This window comes from Acidovorax sp. NPDC077693, assembly GCF_044542805.1.
Taxonomy (GTDB): domain Bacteria; phylum Pseudomonadota; class Gammaproteobacteria; order Burkholderiales; family Burkholderiaceae_C; genus Acidovorax.
In genome coordinates this window covers 55889-68579 of the sequence record NZ_JBITVD010000020.1, presented here as the reverse complement: position 1 = coordinate 68579, position 12691 = coordinate 55889, and the positions used below count along the sequence as shown (strand labels likewise).

The window sequence follows — 12691 nt, the reverse complement described above, 5'->3', positions numbered from 1 at the left end:
GTGTGGTCCCTCAATCAACCATCTCGAAGCGCACGGCCACCGCATCGCGCGGCACCAGGCACGACACGGTGCCCAGGCGTGGCCGCATGGCGGTGCGCACGCCGCCGCCGCCCGCGGGCCCGCAGGTGTAGAGCGCGGTCACCTCGCGCACCAGGCGCTGGGCGCTGGCGTGGTCGCGGTGCTGCAGGGCCACGCGCAGGCGCACATCACGCACGTCGTTGCGGGCGTCGCCGCTGTTGCTGTTGCTATCGCTGGCGGGCGCATCTAGCCACCGGCTGGTGTCGTCGCCGAAGATGCTGGTCACGCCGATCAGGTCGATGCGCAGCGGGCCCAGGCCGGCCAGCCGCTCGCGCAGCACCTCGCCCGCCAGGCGCGCGCGGGCTTGGGCGCGCGGGCCGGCGTAGGAGATTTCGCCCTCGGCGAACCAGCCGGATTCAAAGCACACGTTGACCTTGAGCGTGGCGGGCTGCGCGTGGCCCTGCACGCCGGTGAGGCGCACGGCGTCGGGGCCCACGGCCTGCACGCGGGCCCGGGTGATGTCGGCCACCACGTCGGGCGTGAGGTAGGCCGCGGGGTCGTGCAACTCGTACAGCAACTGCTCCTTGACGGTGCGCTCGTCGATGCGCCCGCCGGTGCCGGGCGGCTTGGTGATGGTGCAGTGGCCGTCGGCGTCGATCTCGGCGATGGGGTAGCCCAGGTGCGCCAGGCCCGGCACGTCCTTGTAGCCGGGGTCGGCAAAGTAGCCGCCCGTGACCTGAGCGCCGCATTCGAGCAGGTGCCCGGCCATGGTGGCGCGGGCCAGGCGGTCCCAGTCGTCCAGCGCCCAGCCGTAGTGCGCGAGCGCCGGGCCCAGCACGAGCGACGGGTCGGCCACGCGGCCGCAGACCACGATGTCGGCCCCGGCGCGCAGCGCATCGGCAATGGCCTGTGCGCCGATGTAGGCGTTGGCGCTCACGATGGGCTCGGTGGGCATGGCGCTGCCCAGGGCGTCCTGCAGCAGCGCGCGGTGGGCCGGGCCGCTCAGGTCGTCGCCCTGCAGCACGGCGATGCGCGGGCGGGCCAGGCCCAGCTCGGCCGCCAGCGCTTGGATGCGGCGTGCGGCGCCGTGCGGGTTGGCCGCGCCGAAGTTGCTGACGATGCGCACGCCGTGCGCCAGGCACAGCCCGAGCACGGGGCGCAGCAGGTCGGCCAGCAGCGGCTCGTAGCCCGCATCGGGGTCGGTGCGGCGGGCCAGTTGCGCCAGGGCCAGCGTGCGCTCGGCCAAAGTCTCGAAGATGAGCACCGACGGCTGGCCGCTGGCGATGAGCGCCTGCACCACGGGCAAGGCCGCGTCCGTGCGGTCGCCCGAAAAGCCGGCGGCGCAGCCGACCCGCAGATGGGTGTTGTTCGCCATGAATGTGTGTCTCCTGGGCCGCACTGTAGAAACACTGCGGTATTCTGTGAAATCGATATTTATGATGAATCCATCTGCATTGCAGATAAATAGCCCTTGCGGGCTTTTCTGCCCTCGCCGTCACCCATGAGCACCGCCCACCTCTCCAGCCGCCAGATCGACGCCTTCATCGCGCTGGCCGAGCAGCGCAGCTTCACCCGCGCGGCAGCCCTGTGCCACCTGTCGCAGCCTGCGTTCAGCGCGCTGATCCGCGCGCTGGAGGACGACCTGGGCCTGCGGCTGTTCGACCGCAGCACGCGGCATGTGGACTTGACGCCCGAGGGGCACAACTTTCTGGAATCGGCCCGCCGCATCCGCGCAGAGATCACCAACGCGCTGTCGGCCGTGCGCGATGCCGCCACGCTGCAGCGCGGGCGGGTGGCCGTGGCGCTGCTGCCGTCGCTGGCCGCGGGCTGGCTGCCCGCCGTGCTGGCGCAGTACCGCGCAGCGCACCCCGGCATCGAGATCGACATCGCCGACGTGCTGTCCGAGCCCTGCATCGAGCGCGTGGCCAGCGGCCATGCCGACTTTGCACTGGCCGCCATCCGCGCCGACACCCCTGCGCTGCAGGCCGAGCCTTTTTGCAGCGACGGCTTTTATCTGGTGTGCCCTGCAGACCACCCGCTGGCGCGCCGGCGCAAGGCTGTCACCGCGCAGGACCTGGCGGCCTGGCCCTTCATCCACCTGGCGCGCACCAGCAGCGTGCGCCAGTACCTGGAGGCCGCCCTGCACCCGCAGGCCATGCACACGCTGATGGAGGTGGAGCAACTGGCCACCGTGATGGGCATGGTGCGCGCGGGCCTGGGCATCAGCGTGGTGCCGGCGCTCACGCTGTTCCACTTCGAGCAGCCGGGGCTCGTCACACGCCCCCTGGCGCTGGCAGGCCTCACGCGGCAGATCTACCTGGTGCGGCGGCGCGACGAGAGCCTGTCGGTGGCGGCGCAGGCGCTGTACGCCCTGGTGATGGCGCATGCGCCCGTAACGGCGCAGCTGGAGCACCACTAGCACCAGCAGCACCGATAGCACAGGTGTATCCAGAAGTTGCTGTCTCCGATGGGGCTATAGGCAACTGGCCTACAAACCGGGAAGCCGGTGTCTTTATCATTGCGCGGAATCAACGGTGCCAGACCACCGCCCAGCGCACAAACCCATCACAGGAACTGGCACGCATGGCCAACGGCACATCCCACGTCAAGAATTTCATTTTGTCAGCCGGCGGCGAGATGGCCGGGCTCATTGCCGACTTTGACTGGAGCACCACCGACCTGGGCCCCATCGAGCAGTGGCCGCCCCACCTGACCGGCGCGCTGGTCAACATGCTGCGCTGCCCCATGCCGATTGCCACGCTGTGGGGCGAGCCGGGCGTGCTGATCTACAACGACCCGTACGCCGGCTTTGCGGGCGGGCGCCACCCCGGCCTGCTGGGCATGAACATCCGCGAGGCCTGGCCCGAGGCCGCCGACCTGAACGACCGCGTGCTCAAGGTCTGCCTGGCCGGCGGCACGCTGCATTACGACGACCAGGAACTGAGCCTGAACCGCGACGGCGTGTACCGCCCGCTGTGGGTGGACCTGAACTACTCCCCCCTGGTGGACGACCAGGGCACGCCGGTGGGCGCCCAGGCGCTGGTGGTGGAGACCACCGACAAGGTGCTGGCCGACCGGCGCCTGCTGATGGAGCGCGAGCGCTTTGCCACGCTGTTCGAGCAGTCGCCCAGCTTCATGGTGCTGCTGCAGGGCCCCACCCACCGCATCGAGCTGGCCAACCCCAAGTACCTGGAGATGGTGGGCGACCGCAGCCTGCTGGGCCGCACGGTGGCCGACGCACTGCCCGAAGCGGCCGAACAGGGCTATGTGGCCATGCTCGACGGCGTGTACTCCAGCGGCAAGGCGGCCACGGCCTACGGCGCCCGCTTCGACATCCGGCAGCATGCGGGCGAAGCGGTGAGCGAGCGGTACATGGACTTCGTGTACCAGCCGATCCGCGACACCTCGGGCACCGTGACCGGCATCTTCGTGGAAGGCCTGGACGTGACCGAGCGCGTGGCGGCCGAGGCCAAGCGCGACGCGCTGATCGAGTTCACCAGCCAGTTGCGCGGCTTGGACGACGTGGACGACATCAGCCTGGCCGCCGCCCGCATCCTGGGCCACACGCTCAAGGTCAGCCGCGCGGGCTACGGCCGCGTGGACCACGAATCCGACACCCTGCATGTGCAGTGCGACTGGACGGCCCCCGGGGTGCAGACGCTGCAGGGCAGCCTCTGCCTGCGGGACTTCGGCACCTTTGTCGACGAGCTCAAGCGGGACGAGTTCGTGCGCGTGACCGATGCGCGGCTGGACACCCGCACCGCCATGGCCGCCGACGCCCTGGATGCGCTCAGCGGCCGCGCCTTCATGAACATTCCGGTGGTGGAGCACGGGCGCCTGGTGGCGGTGCTCTTCGTCAACCAGGACGACGTGCGCCAGTGGACCCATGAGGAGTGCGAGTTCATGCGCGAGATCGCGGCCCGCACCCGCACCGCCGCCGAGCGCGCGCGCTCCGAGGCCGAGCTGCGCACCAACGAAGCCCAGCTGCGCGAGATGAACGAGTCGCTGGAGCGCAAGGTGACCGAGCGCACGAACGAGCTGATGGAGGTGGAAGCCAAGTTCCGCCAGTCGCAGAAGATGGAGGCCATCGGCCAACTCACCGGCGGCATCGCGCACGACTTCAACAACCTGCTGGCGGGCATGAGCGCCAGCCTGCAGGTGCTGGAAAAGCGCCTGAACGCCCGGAACTTCGACAACACCGAGCGCTACATCGGCATGGCGCAGGGCGCGGTGCGGCGCGCAGCCGCGCTCACCCAGCGGCTGCTGGCGTTTTCACGCCGCCAGACGCTGGACCCGCGCCCCACCGACGTGAACCGCCTGGTGGGCGGCATCGAGGAAATGGTGCGCCGCACGGTGGGCCCGTCGGTCGAGGTGGAGGTGGTGGGCGCGGGCGGCCTGTGGCTCACGCAGGTGGACCCGTCGCAGCTGGAGAACGCGGTGCTCAACCTGTGCATCAACGCGCGCGACGCCATGGCCCCCAACGGGGGCCGCCTGACCATCGAGACGGCCAACAAGTGGCTGGACGACCGCGCCGCGGCCGAGCGCGAGCTGCCGCCCGGCCAGTACATATCGCTGTGCGTGACCGATACCGGCGTGGGCATGACGCCCGAGGTGATCGCCCGCGCGTTCGACCCGTTCTTCACCACCAAGCCCATGGGCCAGGGCACGGGGCTGGGCTTGTCGATGGTGTACGGCTTCGTGCGGCAGTCGGGCGGGCAGGTGCGCATCTATTCGGTGCCCGGCGAAGGCACCACCATGTGCCTGTACCTGCCGCGCTACATGGGCGAGGCCGACCAGGAGAACCCGCACGTGCAGCCCACCTTCGACCACCGCGCCGATGGCGAGGTGGTGCTGGTGATCGAGGACGAGGCCACCATCCGCGGCCTGATCGCCGAAGAGCTGGAAGACCTGGGCTACAACGTGATCTCGGTCGGCGACGGCCCCGCAGGCCTGCACGTGCTGCAGTCCGAACGCCGCATCGACCTGCTGCTGACCGACGTGGGCCTGCCCGGCGGCCTCAACGGCCGCCAGGTGGCCGACGCCGGCCGGGTGACGCGCCCGGACCTGAAGGTGCTGTTCATCACCGGCTACGCCGAGAACGCGGCGGTGGGCAACGGGCTGCTGGCGTTCGGCATGGAGGTGATCACCAAGCCGTTCGACGTGGCGGCGCTGGCGGCCAAGGTGCAGGAGATGATCGAGCGGTAGCGGTATCGGTGGTGGCGGCGCGCAGGGTGCGATGGCGCTGCAGCGCCATCGAATGCACCCGCGCCGGGCCACCATCAGCGACGGGGCGTCTTGAATGATGACTGGAACAATTCAAAAGATCCGGCGCTTCTTTGCACGGAAAGAGGGTGAATTCCAGATGGGATTCGTCGGCGCCTTGCCCCTGTGCAAGGTTCGGCTGCTGCAGCCCGAAGACATTGCGCAGTGCGAGCAGATCTACCAGCTCAACGAACCGCTGCACTTCCCGGCCGGGTTCTATCCGATGTTCGCGCAATGGCTGCGTGACGGAAAAGTGCTGATCGTGGTGATCGAGCAGGACAATGCGGTGGTGGCCGTGGGTGGCATGACGGCCGATCCCGTTGAAGGCCAGCAGTTTGTCACCCTCTCGTTCGGCATGGTGCACCCCGCGCACCAGCAAAAAGGGTTGGGCACCTTGCTGCTGCTGTCGCGCATGGCCCTGCTGCGGCAGAACGCCACGCCGGCGCAGGTGCACATCACGACCGTGGGGGGCTCTGAAACCTTCTATGGCCGGTTCGGGTTTGCCTACCAGGACTCCCAGCAAGCCACGCCCGACTACCTGCGAAAATACTATGCCGTGAAGCTATCGACGGCGGACATCGACAAATGCGCGTTCGTCCTGGGGCACTACACCTGGATCCACCCCGACTTCTACACCACCAGGCTGCCGGGGTACCACAGCACCGGGTATTCATCGGCCTGATCTCCATCCGTCAAAGTCAAAGGTGAGGCCGTCGTTCACGAACACCGGCGCAAAGGGCCCCACGCCAGTCTCCGACCACAGCACGCCCAGCAGCCCCGCCAGCAACCGCGCGGCGGCGATCTTGTCCCGCGCGGGGACCAGAAGGTGATCGAGCTCGATGGGCATGGGAGACCTCCGCAGGGGTGCGCAGTACACAGGCTGCTGTGGGCCGCATTGTCTGCCCGGTGAGCGGCGGTCGCCACCTGCGGCGCATCAGCTCTTCTTCTTTTGCAGCTTTTTGAGGGTGGTCTCGAAGGCCTCCGCCACATCAGGCCGGGTTTCAGCGGACACGTCAAAGCGGCTGGCCAGCACGGCGGCATCGGCCTTGGCGCCCAACTGGCCAATGGCCTTGAAGACTTTTTTCATGAAAGCCGCGTCACCACCCAGGATGTGCTTTTCAAACCGCAGCAGGTCGATGATGGGGTCCACCAATTGCGGTGAATTCACCTTGCCCACCACATCGAGCAAGCGCTTGTAGTGGTGCAGGTGGGCCTCGGAGAAGTCCCCGCGCTGGTTGAAGAACGCCAGGAACAGCTCGGCAAACACTGGCAGGGGTGCCTCTACCAGGATGCGTGCGATGGTGGCATGCTCGTGCTTCAATTTGCCCGCGTAGAACGGTTCGTACTCCGGGTAAAACGCCAGCTCGGCGTGAAAGCTCTGGGTCAGCGGGGTCACCAGGCGCTCGCCAAAGCTGCTCAGTACGGTCACCAACAGTTGGGACTCGTCCCAATAGTGCGGACGCAGGCCGTGGGTCACCATCGCATCGAACGCGCCAGGGGCCGGGTGTGCCAGCGCGCCGCGCACCATGTCCTCGTCGAAGTGCCCGTGCACGAGATTGGAGAATGCGTCACCCAACAAGGCCACATCGGTGACGGCGTAGAGCTGCGGCCAGTCCTTGGCCTCCATCAGCTGCGCGATGCGCGAGGCTTCGATGCCTGCCGCGTCGCGCACATACGGCTCCTCGGGCAACTCCAGCCCAAGGGCCGCTCGCTCGGCGCTCAGCTCATTGCTGACATGCATGCGCTGGTAGCGCCTGCCCGCCAGCGGCGCCAGCGTGGCCAGCGGGTTGTCATCGATCCACAGGGACTCCAAGGCCGTGCAACTTGCCAAGGGTGACACATCAGTGATCCGGTTGCCGTCTGCATGCAGGCACCTGAGGGCGGGATAGCTGGCGACGAAGGACAGGTCGGTGATGCGGTTGCTCGACAGGTACAGGTTCTCCAGCCTGGGCAGGTCGAGCCCTGCCGGGAAGCGGGCGAGCTTGTTGTTCCACAAGAACAGCGTCTCAACGTTCAGGCCATTGAGCGCGTCGAAGTCGTTGAAGTCGCAATGCGCAATGGTCAGGGAGTTGAGATGAGGCAGCGCCTTGAGTGCCTGCAGATTGGTGAACTGCATGCGCTCCAGGCTCAACCGCCGAAGTCCCTGGATGTGCGCCAGGCGCGACAAATCCACCGGCTGCGCGGTGCGGTTGCTGCGCAGGTCCATGTCCAGGACGTCATCGCAGCCCGCGATCTGGTCCAGATCGGCGTCGCTGAATTTCTCGATATGCAGTTTGTCGGCATGGTTCAGCACGCGGACAGGGCTGTAGAGACGGTCGGTCCATTTGGGCTTGGTGGTCATGGGGTCGGGTGGTGACGGTGGGAAGGTGCCGGAAGGCGAACGGGCGCTTGTGCTCAAGCCGAGGTGTTGAGGTAGCGGGCGCACAGCTGCCCGATGGCGTCGCACAGCACGTCGGTGGCGGGCGGCGCGCCGGGCGCCATGGGCAGATCGATGGCTTCGCGGAGCACCCAGTCGTCGCCCTCCACCTGCGAGAAGCGCACGCGCATGATCGACCAATCGAACACGTGGACGCCCATTTCCACCGCGCCGCTGCGGCTGAGGTACGACTTGGTGCGAGACAGCCGCAGGCTGCGAGAGTAGTCGTCGTACTCCAGGTACAACGTGCCTGACGGCACGCGCGGGTCCGCGCCCGATCCCAGCCGTGCGATCACGTCCTTGAGACAGGTGCGCAGCCACTCGGGGTACTGGCTGGGCTGCCAGTCGGTGGGCCCGTCGATGAGTGCAGGGGCACGGTCCCAGGTGGCGCGCTGGGCGACACCATCGGGCGCGGCTTTGGGCTTGGCAGGCTTTCTGGCTGGCGCCGAGGTGGTCAACGCTGCCACGCGGGGCTCGTGGTCGGTGCCCCTGAACAAGCGCACATCGGCCGCCAAGAGCTTGCCCTGGCCTGCGAGCGCCTCGGCCAGCACAGCGGCCACATCGAGGTTGCCGGCGCTGACGGCCAGGCGCAGCGGCATACGGCCGCGCGCGTTGGCGGCGGCCGGGTCCAGGCCCCAATCGAGCAGTTGGCGCGTGCTGGCGACAGGGTCGCCCATCCGATGCCAGGTGGTCGAGAACCCCGCGCGGCTGCGGGCCAGGCCGTCCACGTCGCCTGCGGCGTACATCAGCGCATTGGACCCATCGGGGTTGGTGGCCTGCACATCGGCGCCCCGGTCCTTCAACCACCGCAGCAGCGACACGCTGCCGATGTACGCCGCCATCAGGAACGGCCGGTACATCGCACGGTGCTCCAGCGCCTCCATGTCGGCGCCTGCCTGCAGCAGCATGTCGACCGCTTGGAAAACCGCATCGGCATGGCCTGGAGACGCATCCTCGCGGAACGCCATGTCGAAAACCTCACCCCGCATCTCGCGCAGGCCCAAGGCAATACACAGCGCGGGGTCCTTGGTCTGGCGCGGGTCGCCGCCTGCGGCCAACACGAGGCCCAGTCTCTCCAGGGCACGCTCCTGGAAATAGGTGGCGAACTGCCGGCAGCAAACAGCCAGCGGCGTGGAATTGCGGTTCTTGCGCTTGTTGGGATCCGCCCCACGCTCCAGCATCAAGCGCAGCAGGGCGAGCTGGGCGTCCACGCGCCGGGCGGCACAGGCGGCGTCCGGGCCATCGGAGTACACCCAGTGGGCCTCGCAGACCCATTGCACGGCGGCATAGTGGGACACGCTGATGCGGTCCGGGTGCACGCCCGCACGGACCAGGCGATCGAGTTCGGCAACGATGGCATCGAAGCCGATGTCATAGTCCAGGGTGACAGAGGAGGAGGAAGTGGCCATGGAGGGCTATGAAGGGCTATGAAGGGCTATGAATAGGTCAGGGTGAAAGATGCGGGCGGCCTCAGGCCTTGGACATCACCGCCAGCTCCTGGTGCAGCAGCAACTCCAGCTCGGCGGATTCGAACTGGTCTTGCAGCAGCGGGATGGCGAAGCGGTACTCGGCGTCGTGCTTGCGCAGCACATAGGCCAGCTGCAGGCGGGCCAGCGACTGGCGCAGGGCCTGGGCGTCGGCCAGGACGCCGTGGCCTTGCAGCAGCTGGGCCAGGGTGACCAGGCTGCTGTGCCCGGCCTGGGCGGTGTGGTAGACCACCACGCGGTCCAGGCGGCAGGCGGCCTCGTCGTGGCTCAGGCGCCCCCAGCCGGCCAGGGCGTCCTGCACCGGCTGCGAGGCCAGGGCCTGCGCGAGGTGGTGCGCCTCGATGGCGCGCTCGCTGGGTTGCAGCGCCTCCAGGCATTCCTGGCACAGGATGGCGACCAGGTTGGCACGCTGGCCGCTGGCGTCCACCAGCTTTTCCACCAGCGTGTCGCTCGCAAAACCCAGGCGCAGGCGGCGCAAGGGCTCGGTGGCGAGGTCGCGGCAGGCGGCGCGCTCCAGGCCGCCGATGGCCAGCACCTCGCCGAAGTTGCGCAGCGGGCTTTGGTAGTCGAGCACGGCGGTGGCGTACAGGTCCCAGAAGCCTGCGAGCATGAACCAGCAGCGCCCTTCTTCGCTCAGCGCCCGCAGGGTGGACAGCTGCGGGTAGCCGTTGTGCGACTCGTCGCGAAAGAACAGGTCAGCCTCGTCGATCAGCAGGTAAAGACGCTTGCCCTGGTACTGCGCCTGCAGGTGGTCCACGATGGCCTCGAGCGGGGTGTCGGCCGGCAGGCCGAACTGCAGCGCCATGCGCGGCGCCAGGCGGTGGTCGCGCAGCGACACGTAGTGGCACACGGTGTGCGGGTGGCCCTGCAGGCGGCGCTGCACGGCCTTGAGCAGGCTGCTCTTGCCCAGCTGGCGGCCGCCCACCACCAGGTAGTTGGCGGGCTCGCGGTTGATCACGCGGGCCAGCAGCTGGGCCCGGCCGAAGAACGAGCCTTCGCGCGTGATGCCGCCCCGCGTCTGGTATGGCGAGATGCGCGTGATGCGCAGCTGGGCCGCCAGCAGGCGCAGCAGCACCTGCAGGGCCTCGCCGCCCACCAGCCATTCGGTCTGGCTGGCGCTGTCCACCATCACGTGCAGGTTGGCGTGGTCGGCCGCGTGCGCCTGCAGCAGGGGCATGGGGAAGTCAGCGCTGTGCGCGCTGAGCACCAGCAGCACGTCGCTGCCCGTCTGCGCGGCGCGCAACTGGCGCAGCACGGTGGCCTCGTCCACGCCGGGCGTGGGCACGAATACCAGGCAGCGGTCCAGCGACACCGGCAGGTCCGGCGGAAACTGCCACTCGAACACCGGCCCCGGCAGCGCCCAGTCGCTGCTGGGCTGGCTGCGGGCGGACACGCGCTCGGCCAGCGCACGGACCAGGCCCTCCGCGCGTGCGTTCGCCGCGTCGGGCGAGCCCGGCTGCGCGCACTGCACCGCACGGCGCCAGTCCACCATGCGGATGTCGGCCGCGAGCAGCGTGGACTCGCGCCGGCCCGTCCAGCCCAGCAGGCGGTCGAGCCGGGGCAGCCGCGCCAGCGGCGTGCGGCGCAGGCGTGCGGGCTGCAACTGCGCGGGCCCGAGCAGCGGGTGCCGCGCCACCCAGACCACGGCGCCGGCCAGGAAGATGCCGACGCACCAGTAGATGAGCTGGCGCAGGCCCGCGAACGGGTCGCGCTCGGATGCCGGCACGGGCGTGAAGTCGTCCCCCTGCCCTTCCAGGCAGTTGATGGGCAGGTAGCCGCTGGGGATGGGCGGGCGCCCGGGGCGGCAGCTCCAGGTGGTGGTGCCGGGCTTGAGTTGCACGACCACCTGGGTGCCTGCGAGCTTGCCCAGCTCGGGGTTGGCGGCGATGTCGGCCTGCAGCACGTAGGGCTGGGGCGAGGTAACGCGCAGCTGCGGGTTGCCGATGGGGGGCGCGTATTTCTGGATGTCCTGCGGCCACGCATCCAGCTCGTTGTGGGCCTGCACCATGGCCACGCGCCACTGCACCAGTTCGCCCCAGACGATGCCTGCGTTCTCGGCGCCCAGCACCGAGCCGCGCGTGACCGGGTTGAGCTTGGGCGTGAGCAGCGCGCTGCCCACGAAGAGGGTGATGGCCGCGACGACCACCGCGCGCACCAGCGCCTTGGACAGCAGCGGGCTCATGCGGCGCCGGACGCGGATTCCACGACCATCAGGCCCGCCTCGCGGATGGCCGGGCTGCGCCAGTGCAGCCGCGCGGCATCGCCCGTGCCCCGCACATGGATGAGGTTGCCCCAGAACAGGCGGCGCAGTTCGTCGTCCTGCAGGTACGGGCGCGCGCGGCCCAGTTCGTCGGCCTGCAGCAGCTGGGCCAGGCGCTGGCGCGTGGCAGGGGCCTGTGCCAGCGGCAGCAGGGTCTGCCACAGGCGCGGGCTGCCGGCCAGGTGGCTGCGCAAGGCGGCAGAGCGGGCCTGCGCCTCATACACGCCGTGGTCCACCAGCCATTGCAGGCCTTCTTCGAACAGCGCGGGGTGGCCGCCGCTCACGTCCTGCAAGGCCGCCAGCACGGACTGCGGCCAGGCCTGGTCGGGCCAGCGGTGGCGGGCCAGCAGCGTGAGGTCTTCGAGCGACGGGTCGGGCCAATGGTGGACCTGCGCGATGTTGAGCAGCGACAGGTCGCCGCTGCGGTACTTGAGGTCGGCCAGTGCCTCGCCGCCGCACAGCAGCAGGTGCAGGCGGCCGCTGTGCATCTCGCTCAGGCTGCGCAGGATGCCCGCCAGGGTCTCGCGCAGTGCGGGCGTGCCCTGCTCGAACCGGCTGACCAGGCAGAACAGGCGCTCGCCCGCGACCAGCCGGCGCTCCAGGGCGGATTCGAATTCATAGTCGGTGGCCACATCGCCCAGACCGCACTGGCGGCCGATGGCGGCAAAGTATTCGGCCGGCACGGTGCTCACGCTGTAGGGCGGCTGGATGTGCAGCACCGCACCGTCTCCATACTGCGCCTTGGCGCGCTGCAGCAGCTCTTGCCGGAACGGCGGCTGGCCCCAGTGTGCGGGCGACAGCAGCAGTGCGATGGCATAGGGCACGGCCTGCGCCAGTTGCGCGAACAGCCGGTCTTGAAAGGCGGCAAACGGCTGCGCTGCGCCGGCCGGCCCGGCCTGCAGCGGAAACTCGGGCTGCAAGCCCGCCGCGCTGAGCAGGCGGTTGGCCTCGGCCTCGGTCAGGCGCAGGTAGCGGGTGCAGGCCACCACCTTGTCGCGCGAGCGCGGGTTGGGTGCGGACAGGCCGTTGCGCCAGTTGTTGACCGCCTCGCGGCTCAGGCCGATCTCGGTGGCGACGCCGGAGGCGCTGGCGCGGATGCGCCGCATGTAGAGCGACAAAAGCTCAGCGAAGGAATCTTGGGCCATGGACGGAAAAGGCGTGGGCGCACATGGGCGCGGGGCAAAGGGTCATGGATAAGTAGATGAAGGGGCCGGCCGGCCCCTGCCGATTGTGATGGGCGCCGCAGCC

The 12691-nt window shown here is 69.1% G+C and carries 9 protein-coding genes; 3 read left to right on the top strand and 6 right to left on the bottom strand.

From position 1 onward, the window contains the following. Positions 1-10: 10 nt before the first annotated feature. Complete coding sequence (locus ACIGHN_RS23770; RefSeq protein WP_396506523.1) at positions 11-1393, bottom strand: acyclic terpene utilization AtuA family protein; 1383 nt, start codon at positions 1391-1393, stop codon at positions 11-13. A gap of 126 nt (positions 1394-1519) precedes the next feature. Here ACIGHN_RS23770 and ACIGHN_RS23765 point away from each other — a divergent pair, with 126 nt between their 5' ends. The 3 genes from ACIGHN_RS23765 (at position 1520) to ACIGHN_RS23755 (ending at position 5962) form a co-directional block, all read left to right on the top strand. Beyond that, complete coding sequence (locus ACIGHN_RS23765; protein WP_396506522.1) at positions 1520-2437, top strand: LysR family transcriptional regulator; 918 nt, start codon at positions 1520-1522, stop codon at positions 2435-2437. Between the two features lie 164 nt (positions 2438-2601). Further along, the gene (locus tag ACIGHN_RS23760; protein WP_396506520.1) at positions 2602-5223 is read left to right on the top strand and encodes an ATP-binding protein; all 2622 of its coding nucleotides are present in this window, start codon (positions 2602-2604) and stop codon (positions 5221-5223) included. A gap of 94 nt (positions 5224-5317) precedes the next feature. After that, positions 5318-5962, top strand: a complete 645-nt coding sequence (locus tag ACIGHN_RS23755) for a GNAT family N-acetyltransferase (RefSeq protein WP_396506518.1) — start codon at positions 5318-5320, stop codon at positions 5960-5962. On the opposite strand, the gene ACIGHN_RS23750 is transcribed toward ACIGHN_RS23755, so the two are convergent. The 5 genes from ACIGHN_RS23750 to ACIGHN_RS23730 all read right to left on the bottom strand — a co-directional run bounded on the left by ACIGHN_RS23750 (position 5951) and on the right by ACIGHN_RS23730 (position 12588). Beyond that, positions 5951-6127 carry a hypothetical protein gene (locus tag ACIGHN_RS23750; protein WP_396506516.1) on the bottom strand — a complete coding sequence of 59 codons (177 nt, stop codon included), beginning with the start codon at positions 6125-6127 and terminating at the stop codon, positions 5951-5953. The genes ACIGHN_RS23755 and ACIGHN_RS23750 overlap by 12 nt on opposite strands. A gap of 87 nt (positions 6128-6214) precedes the next feature. Continuing rightward, entirely contained in the window at positions 6215-7621 is a 1407-nt protein-coding gene (locus ACIGHN_RS23745) for a leucine-rich repeat domain-containing protein (RefSeq protein ID WP_396506514.1), read from the bottom strand. A gap of 53 nt (positions 7622-7674) precedes the next feature. After that, a complete protein-coding gene (locus tag ACIGHN_RS23740) occupies positions 7675-9105 on the bottom strand; it encodes a hypothetical protein (protein ID WP_396506512.1) in 1431 nt (476 codons plus the stop codon). A gap of 61 nt (positions 9106-9166) precedes the next feature. After that, positions 9167-11365 carry an ATP-binding protein gene (locus tag ACIGHN_RS23735; RefSeq protein ID WP_396506510.1) on the bottom strand — a complete coding sequence of 733 codons (2199 nt, stop codon included), beginning with the start codon at positions 11363-11365 and terminating at the stop codon, positions 9167-9169. After that, complete coding sequence (locus tag ACIGHN_RS23730; protein WP_396506508.1) at positions 11362-12588, bottom strand: hypothetical protein; 1227 nt, start codon at positions 12586-12588, stop codon at positions 11362-11364. Before ACIGHN_RS23730 ends, ACIGHN_RS23735 begins: the two co-directional genes overlap by 4 nt. Positions 12589-12691 lie beyond the last annotated feature (103 nt).

Excerpts from the sequence above, each read along its gene's own strand:
- ACIGHN_RS23770 (WP_396506523.1), bottom strand. The coding sequence starts at position 1,393 with ATGGCGAACAACACCCATCTGCGGGTCGGCTGCGCCGCCGGCTTTTCG.
- ACIGHN_RS23765 (WP_396506522.1), top strand. The coding sequence starts at position 1,520 with ATGAGCACCGCCCACCTCTCCAGCCGCCAGATCGACGCCTTCATCGCG.
- ACIGHN_RS23760 (WP_396506520.1), top strand. The coding sequence starts at position 2,602 with ATGGCCAACGGCACATCCCACGTCAAGAATTTCATTTTGTCAGCCGGC.
- ACIGHN_RS23755 (WP_396506518.1), top strand. The coding sequence starts at position 5,318 with ATGATGACTGGAACAATTCAAAAGATCCGGCGCTTCTTTGCACGGAAA.
- ACIGHN_RS23750 (WP_396506516.1), bottom strand. The coding sequence starts at position 6,127 with ATGCCCATCGAGCTCGATCACCTTCTGGTCCCCGCGCGGGACAAGATC.
- ACIGHN_RS23745 (WP_396506514.1), bottom strand. The coding sequence starts at position 7,621 with ATGACCACCAAGCCCAAATGGACCGACCGTCTCTACAGCCCTGTCCGC.
- ACIGHN_RS23740 (WP_396506512.1), bottom strand. The coding sequence starts at position 9,105 with ATGGCCACTTCCTCCTCCTCTGTCACCCTGGACTATGACATCGGCTTC.
- ACIGHN_RS23735 (WP_396506510.1), bottom strand. The coding sequence starts at position 11,365 with ATGAGCCCGCTGCTGTCCAAGGCGCTGGTGCGCGCGGTGGTCGTCGCG.
- ACIGHN_RS23730 (WP_396506508.1), bottom strand. The coding sequence starts at position 12,588 with ATGGCCCAAGATTCCTTCGCTGAGCTTTTGTCGCTCTACATGCGGCGC.